This is a genomic window from Pseudacidovorax intermedius, assembly GCF_003350475.1.
GTDB lineage: Bacteria > Pseudomonadota > Gammaproteobacteria > Burkholderiales > Burkholderiaceae_C > Xenophilus > Xenophilus intermedius.
Genome location: NZ_QQAV01000013.1, coordinates 1 through 18,438 on the forward strand (window position 1 = coordinate 1; position 18,438 = coordinate 18,438).

General features: G+C 71.4%; 14 protein-coding genes and 1 pseudogene. 13 read left to right on the forward strand and 2 right to left on the reverse strand.

Going from position 1 to position 18,438, the window contains the following annotated elements; translation table 11 throughout:
- The first annotated feature begins 298 nt into the window (after positions 1-298).
- From DFR41_RS23375 to argG, 4 genes are all read left to right on the forward strand, one after another.
- Entirely contained in the window at positions 299-2,206 is a 1,908-nt protein-coding gene (locus tag DFR41_RS23375; protein ID WP_114804493.1) for an ABC transporter ATP-binding protein, read from the forward strand.
- Positions 2,207-2,298: 92 nt separating this feature from the next.
- Positions 2,299-2,934, forward strand: a complete 636-nt coding sequence (queE, locus tag DFR41_RS23380) for a 7-carboxy-7-deazaguanine synthase (protein WP_114804494.1) — start codon at positions 2,299-2,301, stop codon at positions 2,932-2,934.
- Positions 2,935-2,942: 8 nt separating this feature from the next.
- Positions 2,943-3,317, forward strand: a complete 375-nt coding sequence (locus tag DFR41_RS23385; RefSeq protein WP_043119036.1) for a 6-carboxytetrahydropterin synthase — start codon at positions 2,943-2,945, stop codon at positions 3,315-3,317.
- 83 nt (positions 3,318-3,400) lie between these two features.
- Positions 3,401-4,741 (forward strand): argininosuccinate synthase, encoded by a 1,341-nt coding sequence (gene argG, locus DFR41_RS23390; protein WP_114804495.1) that lies wholly within the window; start codon positions 3,401-3,403, stop codon positions 4,739-4,741.
- A 91-nt stretch (positions 4,742-4,832) separates the two neighbouring features.
- On the opposite strand, the gene DFR41_RS23395 is transcribed toward argG, so the two are convergent.
- The gene (locus tag DFR41_RS23395) at positions 4,833-5,528 is read right to left on the reverse strand and encodes a response regulator transcription factor (RefSeq protein ID WP_017760790.1); all 696 of its coding nucleotides are present in this window, start codon (positions 5,526-5,528) and stop codon (positions 4,833-4,835) included.
- 135 nt (positions 5,529-5,663) lie between these two features.
- Here DFR41_RS23395 and DFR41_RS23400 point away from each other — a divergent pair, with 135 nt between their 5' ends.
- The 7 genes from DFR41_RS23400 (at position 5,664) to DFR41_RS23435 (ending at position 13,950) form a co-directional block, all read left to right on the forward strand.
- Positions 5,664-7,094 (forward strand): DUF2868 domain-containing protein, encoded by a 1,431-nt coding sequence (locus tag DFR41_RS23400; RefSeq protein WP_114804496.1) that lies wholly within the window; start codon positions 5,664-5,666, stop codon positions 7,092-7,094.
- Positions 7,091-8,575 carry a GTPase/DUF3482 domain-containing protein gene (locus tag DFR41_RS23405; protein WP_244917856.1) on the forward strand — a complete coding sequence of 495 codons (1,485 nt, stop codon included), beginning with the start codon at positions 7,091-7,093 and terminating at the stop codon, positions 8,573-8,575. The genes DFR41_RS23400 and DFR41_RS23405 overlap by 4 nt, the downstream gene beginning before the upstream one ends.
- Before the next feature lie 292 nt (positions 8,576-8,867).
- The gene (locus DFR41_RS23415; RefSeq protein WP_114804498.1) at positions 8,868-9,674 is read left to right on the forward strand and encodes a glutamine amidotransferase; all 807 of its coding nucleotides are present in this window, start codon (positions 8,868-8,870) and stop codon (positions 9,672-9,674) included.
- Positions 9,675-9,715: 41 nt separating this feature from the next.
- Entirely contained in the window at positions 9,716-10,366 is a 651-nt protein-coding gene (locus DFR41_RS23420) for a CDP-alcohol phosphatidyltransferase family protein (RefSeq protein ID WP_017759447.1), read from the forward strand.
- 50 nt (positions 10,367-10,416) lie between these two features.
- Positions 10,417-11,064 carry a histidine phosphatase family protein gene (locus tag DFR41_RS23425; RefSeq protein WP_017759446.1) on the forward strand — a complete coding sequence of 216 codons (648 nt, stop codon included), beginning with the start codon at positions 10,417-10,419 and terminating at the stop codon, positions 11,062-11,064.
- 103 nt (positions 11,065-11,167) lie between these two features.
- Positions 11,168-12,739: a GGDEF domain-containing protein gene (locus tag DFR41_RS23430; protein WP_114804499.1), complete on the forward strand. Its 1,572-nt coding sequence runs from the start codon at positions 11,168-11,170 to the stop codon at positions 12,737-12,739.
- Positions 12,740-12,951: 212 nt separating this feature from the next.
- On the forward strand, positions 12,952-13,950 hold the full coding sequence (locus DFR41_RS23435; RefSeq protein ID WP_114804500.1) for a DnaJ C-terminal domain-containing protein: 999 nt from the start codon (positions 12,952-12,954) through the stop codon (positions 13,948-13,950).
- Between the two features lie 61 nt (positions 13,951-14,011).
- On the opposite strand, the gene DFR41_RS23440 is transcribed toward DFR41_RS23435, so the two are convergent.
- Entirely contained in the window at positions 14,012-14,893 is an 882-nt protein-coding gene (locus DFR41_RS23440) for an IclR family transcriptional regulator (protein WP_114804501.1), read from the reverse strand.
- A 116-nt stretch (positions 14,894-15,009) separates the two neighbouring features.
- Here DFR41_RS23440 and DFR41_RS23445 point away from each other — a divergent pair.
- Positions 15,010-15,977, forward strand: a pseudogene (locus DFR41_RS23445) (Bug family tripartite tricarboxylate transporter substrate binding protein).
- 65 nt (positions 15,978-16,042) lie between these two features.
- Positions 16,043-18,406, forward strand: a complete 2,364-nt coding sequence (locus DFR41_RS23450) for a cytochrome P450/oxidoreductase (RefSeq protein WP_114804502.1) — start codon at positions 16,043-16,045, stop codon at positions 18,404-18,406.
- The last annotated feature ends 32 nt before the right edge of the window (positions 18,407-18,438 follow it).

Sequence of the window (18,438 nt, forward strand, 5' to 3'; positions counted from 1 at the left end):
TCATGACCTCAAGCGCTCGAACCGCCCGGTGCGGACCCGCATGCCGGGTGGTGTGGGAGGGGCTCCGTCGACAATGACGGACCCCTATCCCGATTTGGCTGATTCCGTTCAGGCGGGCCGAAGCGCGGTGCAGGGCTTCGACAGGCTCGGCCCAAACGGCCGGGAGGCATCACGGCCCGGATGGCCGTGTGCGCCACTGCACTTTGCAAGCCGTCGCGCGCCGTCCGCAAATCCCTGCTCGTCGTGCCGTCGCCGCACCGCCGGTACAGTGCCGGGCCTCGTCCAGGAGACACCACGCTTGCTCTTCCGCTTCTTCGAAAAACTGCTTCAGCCCTATCCGCCCAACGAGCCTTCGCTGCCGCCCAAGGGCTTCTTCGCCTTCCTGTGGTTCACCACCGAAGGCGTGCGCGGCAAGGTGGCCGCGCTGGCCTTCCTCACGGCCATCATGTCGGCCTTCGAGGCACTGCTCTTCGGCATGCTGGGCCGGCTGGTGGACTGGCTGTCGGGCATCTCACCCGCGCAACTGTGGGCCGAGCGCGGCGGCGCCCTCACCTGGCTGGCGGTCGCCCTGGCGGCCAGCGTGTTCGTGGTGGCGCTGCAGACCATCGTCAAGCACCAGGTGCTGGCCATCAACCTGCCGATGCGGCTGCGCTGGAACTTCCACCGGCTCATGCTGGGCCAGAGCATGTCCTTCTACCAGGACGAGTTCGCCGGCCGCATCACCACCAAGGTGATGCAGACCGCGCTGGCGGTGCGCGACACGCTCTTCGTGATGGCCGACGTGCTGGTGACCATGGCCACCTACGTCGCCACCATCGTGGTGCTGGCCGGCGTGTTCGCGGGCGGGCTGATCTGGCCTTTCGTCGTCTGGCTGGTGCTGTACCTGCTGGCCATGGCGTACTTCGTGCCGCGGCTGGGACGCATCGGCAAGGCGCAGGCGGATGCGCGCTCGGCCATGGTCGGGCGCATCACCGACGCCTACACCAACATCGCGACCGTCAAGCTCTTCTCCCACACCCGGCGTGAGGCGCAGTTCGCCCGCGCCGCCATGCAGGACTTCGTCAAGACCGGCTACACGCAGATGCGGCTGGTGAGCGCCTTCGAGATCGTCAACCATGCCCTGTCGATGCTGCTGGTGGGCGGCATGGCCGGCGTGGGCCTGTGGATGTGGAGCCGCGGCGCGGTGGGCGTGGGCGCGGTGGCCGCCGCCACCGCCATGGCCCTGCGCCTGCAGGGCATGTCGCACTGGATCATGTGGGAGACCACCAGCCTGTTCGAGGCCATCGGCACCGTGCAGGACGGCATCAACACCCTGAGCAGGCAGCGCACCGTGGTGGACGCGGCCGATGCGAAGCCCCTGGTGGTCGAGCGCGGCGAGGTGCGCTTCGAGGACGTGAAGTTCAGCTACCGCCCGCCCCTGCTGCCCGGTGCGGCGGCGCCGGCCGTGCAAGGCCGCACGGTGATCGACGGCCTGAACCTCACCGTGCGGCCGGGCGAGAAGATCGGCCTGGTCGGCCGCTCCGGCGCGGGCAAGTCCACGCTGGTGAACCTGCTGCTGCGTTTTCACGACCTGGAAGGCGGCCGTGTGCTGATCGACGGGCAGGACATCGCCCACGTCACCCAGGATTCCCTGCGCGCCCACATCGGCATGGTCACGCAGGACACCAGCCTGCTGCATCGCTCGCTGTTCGACAACATCGCCTACGGCCGGCCCGATGCGACCGAGGCCGAGGTGCGCGCCGCCGCCGAGCGGGCCGAGGCCTCCAATTTCGTCGACACGCTCACCGACCCGCAGGGCCGCCACGGCCTGGCCGCGCACGTGGGCGAGCGTGGCGTCAAGCTCAGCGGCGGGCAGCGTCAGCGCATCGCCATCGCGCGGGTGATGCTCAAGAACGCGCCCATCCTGCTGCTGGACGAAGCCACCAGCGCCCTCGATTCCGAGGTGGAGGCCGCCATCCAGCAGAGCCTGAACCGGCTGATGGAAGGCAAGACGGTGATCGCCATCGCCCACCGCCTGTCGACCATCGCGGCCATGGACCGGCTGATCGTGCTCGATGCCGGCCGCGTGGTGGAGGAAGGCTCGCACCGCGAACTGCTGGCCCGCGGCGGGCTGTATGCGCGCCTGTGGGCGCACCAGAGCGGTGGCTTCCTGGGCGAGGATTTCGGCGACGAGGCCGAGGCGACGGCGGAAGCCGCGGCGCGCTGAGGCGCGGCCTGCTGAGGCGCGGCCTGCGCCGGGGCCGACCGCCCAACGAGGCTGCCCTGCGACAATCGCCGGTTTTTTCGCCGCGCCGCGCCATGGCCTACGCCGTCAAGGAAATCTTCTACACCCTCCAGGGCGAGGGCGCCCAGGCCGGGCGCCCGGCCGTCTTCTGCCGCTTCGCGGGCTGCAACCTGTGGTCCGGCCGCGAGGAGGACCGCGCCGGCGCCCAGTGCCGTTTCTGCGACACCGACTTCGTGGGCACCGACGGCACGCTCGGCGGCAAGTTCGCGACGGCCGAGCTTCTGGCCGACCAGGTCGCCGCCTGCTGGCCCGCGCCGGCGCACGATCACCGCTTCGTCGTGCTGACCGGCGGCGAGCCGCTGCTGCAGGTGGACGATGCCCTGGTGGCCGCCCTGCATGCGCGCGGCTTCGCCATCGCCATCGAAACCAACGGCACCCTGCCCGCCCCCAAAGGCATCGACTGGATCTGCGTCAGCCCCAAGGCCGGCAATGCGCTGGTGCAGCGCCGCGGCGACGAACTCAAGCTGGTGTGGCCGCAGGCCGGCATCGACCTGGCCCAGATGGAGGCGCTGGACTTCGGCCGGCACTACCTGCAGCCACTGGACGACCCGCAGCGCGCCGCCCACACCCGCGCGTGCATCGACGTCTGCCTTCAGCGCCCGCAATGGCGCCTGAGCACGCAGACGCACAAGGTGATCGGCATCCGGTGAGCACGGCCATGGAATTCGAATTCGAGCTGTCGCAGCGCTTCTTCTTCGACGCCGCTCACACGCTGCGGCGGGCGCACGACACGGCCAGCAGCCTGCGCGTGCACGGCCACACCTACCACGCCGAGGTGAGCGTGCAGGGCGCGCGCGACGCCGCCACAGGGATGGTGGTCGACCTGGCCGTGCTGCGCGCCGAGATCGAGACGCTGCGCCAGACGCTCGACCACCACCTGCTCGACGAAGTCCCTGGCCTGGGCACGCCCACGCTGGAGAACCTCTGCGCCTACATCGCCACCGCGCTGCGCGAGCGCCAGCTGCCCGTGTCGGCCGTGCGCGTGTGGCGCGAGGCCGGCGGCGACAGCTGCCGGCTCGTGCTGCCGCGCTGACGCCGCGGGCGCCTCCCTATGGTCCAATCGCGGGTTCGCGGCCCGCGCCGCAACCGATACGACGACGCTTCCTTCCGACGCACATGAGCACCATCCTGCAATCCCTCCCCACCGGCCAGAAGGTCGGCATCGCCTTCTCCGGCGGCCTGGACACCAGCGCCGCCCTGCTGTGGATGAAGAAGAAGGGCGCCCAGCCCTATGCGTACACCGCCAACCTCGGCCAGCCCGACGAGCCCGACTACGACGAGATCCCGCGCAAGGCGCTGGCCTATGGCGCAGAGAAGGCCCGCCTGGTGGACTGCCGCCAGCAACTGGTGGCCGAGGGCATCGCCGCCCTGCAGTCCAATGCCTTCCACATCTCCACCGGCGGCGTGACCTACTTCAACACCACGCCGCTGGGCCGCGCCGTGACCGGCACCATGCTGGTGGCCGCCATGAAGGAAGACGACGTCAACATCTGGGGCGACGGCTCGACCTTCAAGGGCAACGACATCGAGCGCTTCTACCGCTATGGCCTGCTGACCAATCCGGGCCTGAAGATCTACAAGCCCTGGCTGGACCAGACCTTCATCGACGAGCTGGGCGGCCGCAAGGAGATGAGCGAGTTCCTGATCGCCAACGGCTTCGACTACAAGATGTCGGTCGAGAAGGCCTACAGCACCGACTCCAACATGCTGGGCGCCACGCACGAGGCCAAGGACCTGGAACTGCTGTCCAGCGGCATCCGCATCGTCAACCCGATCATGGGCGTGGCTTTCTGGAAGCCCGAGGTCGAGGTCAAGGCCGAAGAGGTGCGCGTGCGCTTCGAGGAAGGCCGCCCGGTCGCCCTCAACGGCAAGACCTACGACGACCTGGTCGCCCTGATGGAAGAGGCCAACCGCATCGGCGGCCGCCACGGCCTGGGGATGAGCGACCAGATCGAGAACCGCATCATCGAAGCCAAGAGCCGCGGCATCTACGAGGCCCCCGGCATGGCACTGCTGCACATCGCCTACGAGCGGCTGGTGACCGGCATCCACAACGAGGACACCATCGAGCAGTACCGCGTCAACGGCCTCAAACTGGGCCGCCTGCTCTACCAGGGCCGCTGGTTCGACCCGCAGGCCATCATGCTGCGCGAAACCGCCCAGCGCTGGGTGGCCCGCGCCATCACCGGCGAGGTGACGCTGGAACTGCGCCGCGGCAACGACTACTCGCTCCTGAACACCGAGTCGCCCAACCTGACGTACGCGCCCGAGCGCCTGTCGATGGAGAAGGTGGAAGACGCGCCTTTCTCCCCCGCCGACCGCATCGGCCAGCTGACCATGCGCAACCTCGACATCGTCGACACCCGCGCCAAGCTGGCCACCTACGTGCAGGCCGGCCTGCTGGCCAAGCCCGAGGGCACGGAGCTGCCGCAGATCAAGGACGACAGCAAGCGCTGATCGGCGGACGGGGCTTCCTCGGCCCCATCAAGACGAAAGCGGCCTCGTGGGGCCGCTTTTTTCATGGATGCGCCACAGGCGCCGGTGCCGCTCAGGCGGTGTCGGCTTCCAGCCGGTAGCCGATGCCGCGCAGGGTGCGCACGCCGACGCCGCTGTCCACCAGCCGCTTGCGCAGGCGGGAGACGAAGGCCTCCAGCGCGTTGTCGCTGAGCGGGCCGTCCGCCTCCTCGGCCAGCTTGCGGGCCAGTTCGCGCTTGGCCAGGACCTGGCCGGGCGGGCTCATCAGGGCCCAGAGCAGGCCGAATTCGCGCGCCGGCAGGTCCAGCGGCTCGCCGTCGATGCGAAAGCGCCGGGCACGGCGGTCCAGCTGCAGGCGGCCCACGGCCACCACGTCCTTCGCGCCTTCGGCACGGCGCACCAGCGCGCGCAGACGCGCTTCGAGCTCGCCAGGATCGAAGGGCTTGCCCAGGTAGTCGTCGGCCCCGGAATCCAGGCCGATGACGCGCTCGTCGGTCCGGTTGCGGGCCGTCAGCACCATGACGGGCGTGCGGTCGCCGCGGGCCCGGGCGCGGCGCAGGGCCAGCAGGCCACTGCCCAGGCCGCTGTCGGGGCGGGTGTTCTCGGGCAGGTTCAGGTCGAGCAGCACGGCGTCGAAACCGCCGTTGGACCACTGCGCATCGGCTTCCTCGACGGTGGCGGCCAGGGCCACCGCGTGGCCTGTGTCGCCCAGGCTGCGGCACATCACGCCACTGAGCACGGCATCGTCTTCGACCAGCAGGATTCGCATGGCGAGCGAGGCTATCAGCGGGCCGGGGGGCAGGCAAATGAACGGTCAGCCGACCGTCAGACGTCGGCCGCCGGGGACAATAGAGCCCATGTCCCGCCCCTCGCCGAGCTGCCGGCTGCTGCCGCGCCTTCCCTCTTGAGCCTCTCGCCTGCCCCCCTGTCCTTCGCCGATGCGCTCACGACCGAGGCGATCCGGCGCATCGAGTCCGACGGCCTGCTGGAAGACCAGTCGGTGCTGCGCCAGCTCGCCCATGCGCCCGAACCCGCACCCTGGCCGCTCGTGCAGCGGGCCCGCCTGCTGGCCGAGCGCCTTGGTCTGCCCGGCCGGCTGGCCCGCGCCCGCGACCTGGCCCCCCTGGTGCTGCTGGGCCTCGCCGCGCTCATGGTGGTGGCCGGCCTGGGGCTGGCGGGCGCGGTGGTGGATGCGCAAGAGCGCCGCATCAACGTCGTCGCCTCGCTGGCGGGCCTGCTGGGCCTGCATGGCCTGTCGCTGCTGGCCTGGCTGGCGGCGCTGCTGGTGCCGGGCCGCGGCCGGGACGGCGCCCTGGCTGGCCGGCTGTGGCTGGCCCTCACCGCGCGCACGGCCCTGGGCCGCGGACGCGAGGGCGCTGCGCTGCTGCAGGCCGGCGTCCAGTTGCTGCAGCGGGCGCGGCTGCTGCCCTGGCTGCTGGGCCTGGCCAGCCACCTGCTGTGGGCCATCGGCTTCGGCGTCGCCATCGCAGCGCTGCTGTCCGCCCTGGCCTTCCGCCGCTACACGCTGGGCTGGGAGACGACGCTGCTCGATCCCGCCGGCTTTGCCCGGGCCATCGATGCGATGGCATGGCTGCCCGGCCTCCTGGGTTTTCCGGTGCCGGACGCCGCGTTGATTCGTGCCGCGGGCGATCCCGCCGCCCCGCCCGATGCGGCGGGCCAGGCGGTGCTGGCCTGGTGGCTGGTGGGCTGCGTGCTCGTCTATGGCCTGCTGCCGCGGCTGCTGTGCGCCCTGTGGTGCGCTGTCCTGTGGCGGGCACGGCGCCGTTGGTTGCAGCCCGACTTCACCCTGCCCTACTACCGGCAGTTGCAGGCGCGGCTGGATGCCCTGGCACCCGCCCGGGTGGTCGACGCCGAGCCGGTGCCCGGACATGGCGCCGGCCTGCCCCGGCCCGCCGGCGATGCGCCGGGCGCCCCCGTGCTGCTGGCCTTCGAACTCCCACCCGAGCAGCCCTGGCCGCCGGCCGATCTGCCGCACGACGTCCGGGCATGGGCCTGCGATGGCAGCGCCGCAGCCCGCGGCGCCGCCGTTCAGCAGGTGGCCACTTGGCGACCGCGGCGGCTGGTGGTGGCCTGCCAGGCCACGGCGAGCCCCGACCGCGGCACCGAACGCCTGCTGCGCGAGTTGCTGCCCCTGACCGCTTCGCTGCACCTTTGGCTGGTCGATGCCGACCAGGCGGACGAAGCGCAGCGGGCCCGCTGGCCGCGGTGGCTGCATGACACTGGCCTGGATGCGCTCGTCGCCTGCCATCCGCACTGGCAGTCCGCCCTGGCGGACGTTGCGTCTGGACCGGCGACGCCGGAGGCACCCCGATGACCGCCGCCATGCCCCCGTCGACCGCCCTGGACCGCGCCGCAGGCACCGGCCCCGACGCGCCGCCGCTGCGCATCGCCGTGGTGGGCCACACCAATGTCGGCAAGACCTCGCTGCTGCGCACCCTGACGCGGCGGGTCGACTTCGGCGAGGTCTCCGACCGGCCCGGCACCACCCGCCACGTGGAGCAGGTGGACCTGCGCATCGACGGCACGCCGGTCGTGCGCTTCCACGACACGCCGGGCCTGGAGGACGCCGTCACGCTGCTGGCCCACGTGTCGCAGTTGCCCGGCGACAGCCGGCCCGCCCGCATCCGGGCCTTCCTGCAGGGCCCCGAGGCGCAGGCCGCCTTCGAGCAGGAGGCGAAGGTGCTGCGCCTGCTGCTCGATGCCGATGCCGCCTTCCTGGTGATCGACACGCGCGAGCCGGTGCTGCCCAAGTACCGCGACGAGGTCGAACTGCTGGGCGCCTGTGCCCGGCCCGTGCTGCCGGTGCTCAACTTCATCGCCCATGGCGCCAGCCGGGAGCCACAGTGGCGCGCCATGCTGTCCGACGCCGGCCTGCATGCCGTGGTGCGATTCGACGCCGCCGCGCCCTTCACCGGTGCCGAGCGCGATCTGTACCACGACCTCGGCACCCTGCTGCCCGCACGCCGCGAAGCGCTGCGGGCCGTGGCCGCGCATCTCCTGGCCGAAGCCGCCGCCCGGCATGCCGGCGCCTGCCATGCCGTGGCGGGCACGCTGGTGTCGTGCGCCGCGTTGCAGCGGGTGGTGCCGACGGCGCAGTTGGCCGATCCGCAGCGCCGCGCCGCCGAGGTGGAGGCCCTGCGCGCCACCTTGCAGGACGAGGTGCGCGGCAACACCGCGGCGTTGCTCAGGCTGTATGGCTTCCGGTCCGGCGACGCGGCGGAGCCGCCGCTGCCGCAGCTGGAAGGCCTCGAAGGGATGGACCTGTTCAACCCCGAGCTGCTGCGTCAGGCGGGGCTGCGCCTGGGCCAGGGCGCGGCGGTGGGCGCGGTGCTGGGCGCCGCGGCCGATCTGGCGGTGGGCGGGCTGTCGCTGGGGGCCGGCGCCCTGCTGGGCGGCACCGTGGGCGGTGCGCTGGCCCAGGGGCTCGGCCCGCTGGGCCGCCGCCTGGCCGGACGCCTGCGCGGGCAGCAGGCACTGACCGTGGAGGACACCGTGCTGTACGTGCTGGCAGAGCGCCAGTTGGCCCTGGTGCGGGCGCTCGAGGCGCGCGGGCATGGCGCGGTGGGCACGGCGGCCGTCGACACCGCAACCGCCGCCGTGTCACCCGAGCGGTCCGATGCCCTGCGCGCCGCCGTCCAGGCCACGCGCGTGGCGCGGGCGCATCCGGAGTGGCGGCCGACCGATGCACGCCGGGCCGTGGTCTCGTCCGCGCGCGACGAGGCCGTCGAGCGCGTGGCGGCGCACCTGGTGCAGGCTGCGGGCCCCGTGGCCGAAAGCCGTGCTGCCCCCTTTTGACGCCTCGATTGCGGCCGGCCGATGGGCCGAATTCCCTCACAACGCGGACGGGCTTCCTACACCGGGCCCCTGGGCCGTCCGACGGCGGACGGCCGTCCGACCGGCCCACACTGCATTCCATCGCAATTCGAGGAGCTCCTCCGTGAACACCATCATCTACATCGTCGGTCTGGTCGTCGTCATCGCTGCCGTGCTCTCCTTCTTCGGCCTGCGCTGAGTGGCCCACCCATGGCTCGGCGCGACGCCGGGCCATCCGGCACCGGATGCCGCCGCACTGCGGCATGATCGGCGGATGACTTCCGCTGGTGCCGCCCTCTCCTCCCCTGCATCCTCCCCCTCCCCGCTCTCGGCCGATTCCCGGCCGCTGCTCATCGTCAAGACCGGCAGCACGCTCGACGCGCTGCGCGCCAAGCGGGGCGATTTCGACGACTGGATCGCTCGCGGCCTCGGCGTCGATGCCGGCGAGATCCAGGTCTGCGATCCGCGCGATGGCGGCCTCCTGCCCGAGCCGGGCATGCTGCGCGGCGTCGTCGTCACCGGCTCCCATGAAATGGTCTCGCACCGCGCGCCCTGGAGCGAGCGAACGGCCGCCTGGCTGGCGCGTTGCGTGGAGGCCGAGGTGCCCGTGCTGGGCATCTGCTACGGCCATCAACTGCTGGCCCACGCCATGGGCGGCCAAGTGGACTTCCACCCGGGCGGGCTGGAGATCGGCACCGTGCCGCTGCGGCTGGTGTCCCACGCGCAGGACGACCCTCTGTTCGCCGGCCTGCCGGAGCAGTTTCCTGTCCAGGTCATTCATCGTCAGAGTGCGCTGCAGCTTCCGCCCGGCGCCGTGCCGCTGGCGTCCAACGCGCACGAGCCGCACCAGGCCTTCCGCATCGGCCGCTGTGCCTGGGGCGTGCAGTTCCACCCGGAGTTCGATGCCGAGGCGATGCAGGGCTACGTCCAGGCGCAGGCGCCCCACCTCGACGACCCCGCGGCGGTGGCGTCACAGGTGCGGCCCACGCCTGAGGCCGCCAGCCTGCTGGGCCGCTTTGCGAGGCTCGCCGCGGCCGGAACCGGACGGCAGACTACATTGGCCGCCGCTGTCGCCGGCTAGGGTGATGCGGTCTTCCAGCCCTTTCCAGGAGTGAACGCACCATGTCCACCCACGTCTCTTCCGTCGACGCTTCCGCACGCCGGCGGCATTTCTCGATGATCCGCGGCTTCCATCTGGCCGACTTCTTCACCCTGGGCAACGCCGCCTGCGGCATGGGCCTGGTGCTGCTGGCCATGGCCTATGTCGCCAGCGGCGATGTGCGGCATTTCTATGCGGCCGCCGTGCTGGCACCGGCCGCCTTCGTGCTCGACATCTTCGACGGCCGCATCGCGCGCTGGCGGCAGACCCATTCCGCGCTGGGCCGCGAGCTGGACTCGCTGGCGGACGTGATTTCCTTCGGCGTGGCGCCCGCTGCCCTGGGCTTCGCGGCCGGCCTGCGCGGCGGCTGGGACGCGGTGGTGCTGCTGTACTTCGTGTGCTGCGGCGTGAGCCGGCTGGCCCGCTATAACGTCACGGCCGAAACGCTGTCCGAAGGCGGCGACAAGGTGCGCTACTTCGAAGGCACGCCCATTCCCACCAGCGTGGTGCTGGTGGGGCTGCTGGCCTGGGCCGCGGCGCAGGACCGCCTGGGCGGCGCGCTGTGGGGCGGCAGCTGGGAGATCGGGCCGTGGACGCTGCATGCCTTCACATTGCTGTATGCCTTGTCGGGCACATTGATGATCAGCAAGACGCTGCGCATTCCCAAGTTCTGAACGCGTCTGCGCCGCCCATCGGCGCCGGCCCCGCCACCCCGACCCGTCCCATGACCCATCCCGCACCCCAACTCACCCAGCATGCCAAGGGCCTGGCGCAATTGATCCAGCTGGCCTCGGCCACGCCCCTGGACCCGGCCGTCGACCACTTCTACTTCCTTCGCCACGGCCAGACGCCGCGCAATGCGCTGCGGATCTTCCAGTCCTATGACGAACCGCTGTCGGATCTCGGCCTGCAGCAGGCCGCGCTCGCCGCCGCCGTGCTCGCGAACGAGCCCATCCGCAGCATCGTCTGCAGCGACGCACGTCGGGCCTTCGACACGGCCCACACCGTGGCCGCGCCGCTCAAGCTCACCCCGGTGGCGCGCGAGGTGCTGCGCGAGCGGCACTTCGGTTGCCTCGTGGGCACCTCGTCGGTGGACATCGACTGGGCCTGCGCCCCCGAAGGCGGCGAGACGCTGGCTCAGTTCGTCGACCGCAAGCGTGCCGCCCTGGACGCCGCCCTGCAGGAGCCGGCGCCCGTGCTCGTCGTGGCCCACGGCGGCACCCTGTACGTGCTGGCTGCGCTGCTGAACGTGACCGTGGATGCGGCGGTGCTGGGCAACGCGCAGCCGCTGCGTTTCGATCGCGCCGCGGATGGCCGCTGGGGCGTGCGCGCGTTGCGGGCCGCCGACGGCAGCATCGCCGCTGTCGCCTGACACGCGGCGGCGGCGCCTGTTGTGCGCGGCGCACTTGTCATTGCGCCTACATTAACGATGAGTTGACTTTTTCTGACGCCACGGGCGGTTGATACCAGCCTTCATGAAATCCGTCCGCCGTCGTTGGCCCCTGGTGGTCAACCTGAGGCACTTGATCATTGCGCTGACCACGTCCAGTGCGGTGGTCTCGCTGCTGGCCACCTTCTACGCCAGCTACAAGGTGCAGCGTCAGCAACTGATCGCGCAGTCGCTCGAATCCAACCTGGCCTATGCGAACAAGCTTGCCAGCAGCACCGACGACTACTTCAAGGGCGTGCTGCAGCAGATGGCCTACGCCGCCAGCCAGGTGGCCCCGGCCCTGAACGACACCCGACGCGTGGACGCCGAAGCCCGGCGCTTGCATCTGCAGACCGACAGCCTCAATTCGGTGGTGATCGCCGACAGCGCGGGGCGGGTTCTGGCCGATTCGCCCCCGCAGCTCAACCTGCGCGGCTCGCTGCTGCACACGCCGCAGGCCACGCAGGCCCTGGAGGCGGCCGGGCCGCGGGTCAGCGCGCCCTACCTCGCACCCAGCGGCAACATGCTGGTGCTGGTCTCGCAGCCCATCGTGGCCGCGGACGGCGCGCGCAAGGGCGTGATCCTGGGCGCGATCTACCTGCGGCAGCAGAGCGCGCTGAACAAGCTGCTGGGCACGCACTACTACCACGATGGTTCCTACCTCTACGTGGTGGACCGCGAGCGGCGCATCCTGTATCACCCCGAGACGCAGCGGGTCGGCTCCGTCATGGGCATCAACCCGGCGGCGGATCGCATCGTCCAGGGGGTCTCCGGCAGCGAGGTGCTCGTCAACTCGCGGGGCGTGGAGATGGTTGCCGGCTATTCCATCGTGCCCACGACGGGCTGGGGCATCGTCGTTCAACGGCCGCTGTCGGCCACGCTGGCCCCCATCGGTGCGTTGATGCGACAGGTGATGGAGTGGACGCTGCCGCTTGCGGCGGTGGCGCTGCTGCTGGTCTGGGCCTTCGCCCTCAAGATCGCCAGCCCGCTCCATGCGCTGGCCGCCACGGCGGCGAGCTACCGGCCCGGCGAGTCCGATGCGCGGCTGCGCTCGATCTCGTCGTGGTACCTGGAAGCAGCCCAGCTGAAGAAGGCCATGCTGCGGGGCCTGGGCGTATTCGACGGCAACCTCCGCCGGCTGCAGAAGGACGCCGCTACCGATCCGCTGACCGGCCTGGGCAACCGCCGGCAGTTCGACTTCAGCCTGGCCGTCTTGACCGAGGGTGAGACCCCCTTCTGCGTGGTGCTGCTCGACATCGACTTCTTCAAGCAGGTCAACGATCGCTTCGGCCACAACGCGGGCGATGCCCATCTGCGCCAGCTGGCGGGTCTCATGGCGGAAGGCCTGCGGCCCGAGGACCTGGCCTGCCGCATCGGGGGCGAGGAGTTCGCCCTGCTGCTGCCTGGCACGGCCCTGACCGAGGCGGTGGCCATCGCCGAGTCGCTGCGGCGCCGTGCGGCCGAGTCGGCGGCGCCCGATGGGCAGGCTGGCACCCTGTCGCTCGGCGTTGCCGAATGGCAGGGCCCGGACGACGACGTGGAGGCGGTGCTGAGAACGGCGGACGAACGCCTGTACGCAGCCAAGGCGCAGGGGCGCAACCGGGTCGTCTTCGGCTGAGCGTCGTCGTCGATGCGGCCCCCCTTGCAAATATCGGGCCAGGACTGCACCTGGGGGTCAGCATCGCCTGGCGCGCAACGCGTGCAGGACCAGCGACGTGGCGGGCCCCCACAGCGCCGCGCCGTCTGCGCGGCACGCCTTGGGCGTCCGGCGACGCAAGGCCCGGCACGGCCCGGGCCTTGCGCATCCACGAACCTGGGACACGCAACGCCATGGACGCTTCGAAGAACCACTACGACACGCTGGGCGTGGCGCCCGACGCCACCGCCGACCAGATCCGCAAGGCCTACCGCCGCCTTGCGCGCAAATACCACCCCGACGTCAGCAAGGAAGCCGACGCGCAGACCCGCATGCGCGAGATCAACGAGGCCCACGAGGTGCTCGGCGACGCGGCCAGGCGCGCCGAATACGACGCGATGGCCGAGCGCCTGCGCCGCGGCGCGACCATGGGGCCCGGCAACGGCTTCGCGCCGCCGCCGGGCTGGGAGGACGGCTTCAGCTTCTTCCGCAGCGGCGGCCCGGGCGCCGGTGCCGAAGCGCCGGACCTCGGCGCCTTCTTTTCCGACCTGTTCGGCGCCGGGCCTGCGGGCGGCGGTGCCGGGCGACGTGCCCGCGGCGCGACGGGCGAGGACCGCCATGCCGCCATTGAGGTCCCGCTGGAATTCGCCCTGGCCGGGGGCGAGCGCGAGATCCAGTTGCGGGCGGTGGAGATCGACGCTGGCGGGCGGCCCCGGCCGGTGACCCGCACGCTGCAGGTGCGCGTGCCGCGCGGGGTGCGGCCCGGGCAGCAGATCCGCCTGGCGGGCCAGGGCATGCCGGGCATCGGCGGTGAGCCGGCCGGTGACCTGTACCTGGAGGTGCGGATCGCGCCGCACCCGCTCTACCGCGTCGAGGGGCGCGACCTGGTCATGGATCTGCCCGTGACGCCCGCGGAAGCCGCGCTGGGTGCCGAGGTGGAGGTGCCGCTGCCGGGCGGCGGCACCGGGCAGGTGAAGGTGCCGGCTGCGGCGCGTGCGGGCATGAAGCTGCGGCTGAAGGGCCGCGGGCTGGGTGGCGACCTGTACCTGGTGCTTTCGATCGCCGTCGCGCCGGCCGACAGCGCGGCGGCGCGTGCGGCCTACGAGCAGCTCGCCAGGGCGACGGCCGGATTCGACCCTCGCCGCGACCTCGGCGCGAGCAGCCGCACGGCCAACACGGCCAGCACGGCCTGAGCCTTCATCGCGGGACGCTCACCAGCCCGCGCCGTCCCTGTGCGCCAGACAACGCCGCGGCTCAGACGGCGGCCGCTCCATGGCCCAGGCGGCGGCTGGCGGCAGACGCGGCCTCGCGCAAGGCCAGGCCCACCCGCCCCTCGGGGTCGGGATCGAACCCGCCTGTGGCGCCCAGCGCCGTGATCACCGCCCGCACCCGGCCGGCATGGTCGAACAGGGGCGCCGCGATGGCGCTGATGCCCGGCAGGTTGGTATCGCGCACCCAGGCGCAGCCGGCGGCCCGCACGGACTCGCACAGCTGCGCGATGGGTCGTTCGGCCGCGAGCGAGGCCCGATGCCGCCCATCGGCCTGCGCGAGTTCCGCCTCGGCCAGCGCACGCACGCGCGCCTCGTCGCCCAGCCACCCCAGGAAGGCACGACCCGTGGCTGACCACAGCAGCGGCAGCACCGAGCCCACGCGCACATTGACGGTGATCGGCAGGCCGGGCTCCTCGAAGCGGACGATGGTCGGCCCTTTGTTGCCCATCACCGCCAGGAAGCAGGTCACTTCGAGCGACTCGCGCAGGTGCACCAGTGCGGGCTCGGCCAGCCGAAGCGGGTCGGCCTGGCGCATGGCGGCCACGCCGATCTGGATGGCCGCCGCCCCCAGGAAGTAGTGCTGCGAGCCGCTGTCCTGCGTCACCAGTTCCTCTTCGACCAGGCTGGCCAGGTAGCGGTGGACCTTGGCCGGGCTTTCTCCCACGTGGGCGGCCAGGGCCGTCAGGCTGGCCCGCCCGCCCAGGCGCGCGAGCCCCTTGAGCACGGCCATGCCGGTTTCGGCGGACTGCACGCGCTGGCGGCGCTCGCGGGCACGCGCGGGGGCTTCGGCCTCGGCCGAGCCGGCGGTGGCGCCATCGGCTTCGGGAACAGGGGAATCGGGCAAGGGCGAAGGTCGGCGAGGCATGGTGCGCGAGGGAATGGGGTTAACCCGATCCGCGAGATTACGCAATGCGTACCAAAATTACGCCTATCAAAAACCCGAAGACGCCTTGTCGGGCGTCAAGTTCTGGAGACTTTCCCATGAAGAAGCTTCTGGCTTCCTGCCTGATGGCGCTGCCGCTGCTGGCACCCGTCGCCTCGGCCCAGGCGCAGGCCGCCTACCCGTCCAAGCAGATGCGCTGGCTGGTGCCGTATCCGGCGGGCGGCGGGTCGGACTTCCTGGCCCGTACCATTGGCCAGCAGCTGTCGACGCAGACCGGTCAGCCGGTGGTGGTCGAGAACAAGCCGGGCGGCAACACCGCCATCGCCGCCGCCGACGTGGTGCGCTCGCAGCCGGACGGCTACACCATGCTCTCGGCCGACAACGGCACGCTGGTCTTCAACCCCGTTCTCTACAAGAGCCTGAGCTACAACCCCGGCAAGGACCTGGCGCCCGTCACGCTGATGGGCCGCTTCCCGATGATCCTGGTCGTCAGCCCCAGCGTCACGGCCAAGGACGCCAAGGAATTCATCGCCCAGGTCAAGGCCAATCCGCAGGGCATCAACTTCGCGTCGGCCGGCGCGGGCAGCCCGCACCACCTGGCGATGGAACTGCCGAGGCCGGCCTCAAGATGACCCATGCGCCCTACCGCGGCGCCGCCCCGGCCCTGGCCGACGTGGCGGGCGGCCAGGTGCCTGCCATGATGGTGGACTTGGCGGCCGGTGCCGGCTTCATCAAGGGCGGCAAGGTGCGCGCGCTGGCCGTGGCCAACGCCACGCGCCTGCCCCAGTTGCCCGATGTGCCGACCTTCGCCGAGCTCGGCTTCAAGAACGTCGAGGCCGCCGCGCTGGTCGGCCTGGTCGTGCCGGCGGCCACCCCGGCCGACGCGGTCAACGCGCTCAACAAGCAGGTGGTGGCCGCCATCAACGCGCCCGATGTGCACAAGAAACTGATCGACTTCGGCGTCGAGCCGGTCGGCAACACGCCCGCGCAGTTCGCCGAACTGCTCAAGGGCGAGAACGCGCGCTGGCACAAGCTGATCCGCGATCTGAACATCACGCTCGACTGATCCTCCACCGACGCCCGCGCCATCTCCAGGGATGGCGCGGGCGTTTCGCTTTCCGGAGTTGCCGAATGACCGCCTCGACCGCCGCCGCCCCCGCTTCCGTGCCCACCGGCGGCTGCCCCTTCGCCCACGGCGCCGCGCCCGCCCCCTCGGCGCCCAATGGCTGCCCCGTCAGCCATGCCGCGGCCGCCTTCGACCCATTCAGCGACGGCTACCAGCAGGACCCGCCCGAGTACGTCCGCTGGGCCCGGGAGCAGGAGCCCGTCTTCTACAGCCCGCTGCTGGGCTACTGGGTGGTGACGCGCTACGAGGACATCAAGGCCATCTTTCGCGACAACCTCACCTTCAGCCCGTCCATCGCGCTGGAGAAGATCACGCCCACCGGGCCTGAGGCCAACGCGGTGCTGGCCAGCTACGGCTTCGCTCTCAACCGCACACTGGTCAACGAGGACGAGCCCGCCCACATGCCGCGCCGACGCGCGCTGATGGAGCCCTTCACGCCCGAGCACCTCAAGCACCACGAGCCGCTGGTGCGACAGTTGGCGCGCGAGTACGTGGACCGCTTCATCGACGACGGCCGCGCGGACCTGGTGGACCAGATGCTGTGGGAGGTGCCGCTCACCGTCGCCCTGCACTTCCTGGGCGTGCCCGAGGAGGACATGGACACGCTGCGCCAGTACTCCATCGCCCACACGGTCAACACCTGGGGCCGGCCGAAGCCGGAGGAACAGGTAGCGGTCGCCCATGCCGTCGGCAACTTCTGGCAGTACGCCGGCCAGGTGCTCGACAAGATGCGCGCCAATCCCGACGCGCCGGGCTGGATGCAGTACGGCATCCGCATGCAGAAGCAACTGCCGGAGGTCGTCACCGACTCCTACCTGCACTCGATGATGATGGCCGGCATCGTCGCCGCCCACGAGACCACGGCCAACGCCACCGCCAATGCGATGAAGCTGCTGCTGCAGCATCCCAGCGCCTGGCGCGAGATCTGCGAAGACCCCGGCCTGATCCCCAACGCCGTGGAGGAATGCCTGCGCCACAACGGCTCGGTCGCCGCCTGGCGCCGCCTGGCCACGAAGGACGTGAGCGTCGGCGGCATCGCCATTCCGGCGGGCAGCAAGCTGCTGATCGTCACCTCGTCCGCCAACCATGACGAGCGTCACTTCGCCGATGCCGACCTGTTCGACATCCGCCGTGACAACGCCAGCGACCACCTGACCTTCGGCTACGGCTCGCACCAGTGCATGGGCAAGAACCTGGCGCGCATGGAGATGCAGGTCTTCCTGGAGGAGTTCACCCGCCGGCTGCCGCACATGCGGCTGGCCGAGCAGCAGTTCAGCTACGTGCCCAACACCTCCTTCCGCGGCCCCGAACACCTGTGGGTGGAATGGGACCCAACGGCCAACCCCGAGCGCCGCGATCCGGGCGCCCGCGATGGCGAGCGCGCGCCAGTGCGCATCGGCGAGCCCACGGGCCATGCGCTGACGCGGCCCGTGGTGGTCGAGCGCGCCGAGCCGGTGGCCGAGGGCATCTTGCGCCTGCGCCTGGTGGCCGCCGATGGCGGCACCCTGCCCCGCTGGTCGCCCGGCGCGCACATCGACGTGGAATGCGGCGACACCGGGCTGTCGCGCCAGTATTCGCTGTGCGGTGACCCGGACGATGCCCGTGCCTTCGAGATCGCCGTGCTGCTGGAGGCAGAGAGCCGGGGCGGCTCGGCTTGGATGCATGCCCATGCCCGCGAAGGCGCCCGCCTGCGCATCCGCGGGCCGCGCAACCACTTCCGGCTCGATGAAGGCGCGCAGGGCCTGGTGCTGGTCGCCGGCGGCATCGGCATCACGCCCATCAGCGCGATGGCGCGGCGGGCGCAGGCGCTGGGCATTCCGTACGAGTTGCACTACTGCGGTCGGCGACGCAGCACCATGGCCATGGTGGACGCGCTGCGGGCGCTGCACGGCGAACGGCTGCACCTGCATGTCGGCGACGAAGGCGGGCGGCTGGACCTGGCCGAGCTGCTGCGCGTGCCGACGCCTGGCACGCAGGTCTATGCCTGCGGCCCGACGCGCCTGCTCGACGCGCTGGCCGCCCGTGCCGCCCACTGGCCGGAGGACAGCCTGCGCGTGGAGCACTTCGCCTCCACCCTGGGCACGCTGGACCCGAGCCAGGAACATGGCTTCGAAGCCGAGCTGAAGGACTCCGGCCTGACCATCGCCGTGCGGCCCGACCAGACGCTGCTCCAGGCCCTGCGCGCCGCCAACATCGACGTCCAGAGCGACTGCGAGGAAGGCCTGTGCGGCTCCTGCGAGGTGGCCGTGGTCGACGGCGAGATCGACCACCGCGACCGTGTGCTCACCCGCGCCGAGCGCGAGGCGAACCGCAAGATGATGAGCTGCTGCTCGCGCGCCTGCGGGCAGAAGATCGTGCTGCAGCTCTGAGCCGCAGCGTCCCTCAATCCAGCAGCCGCACA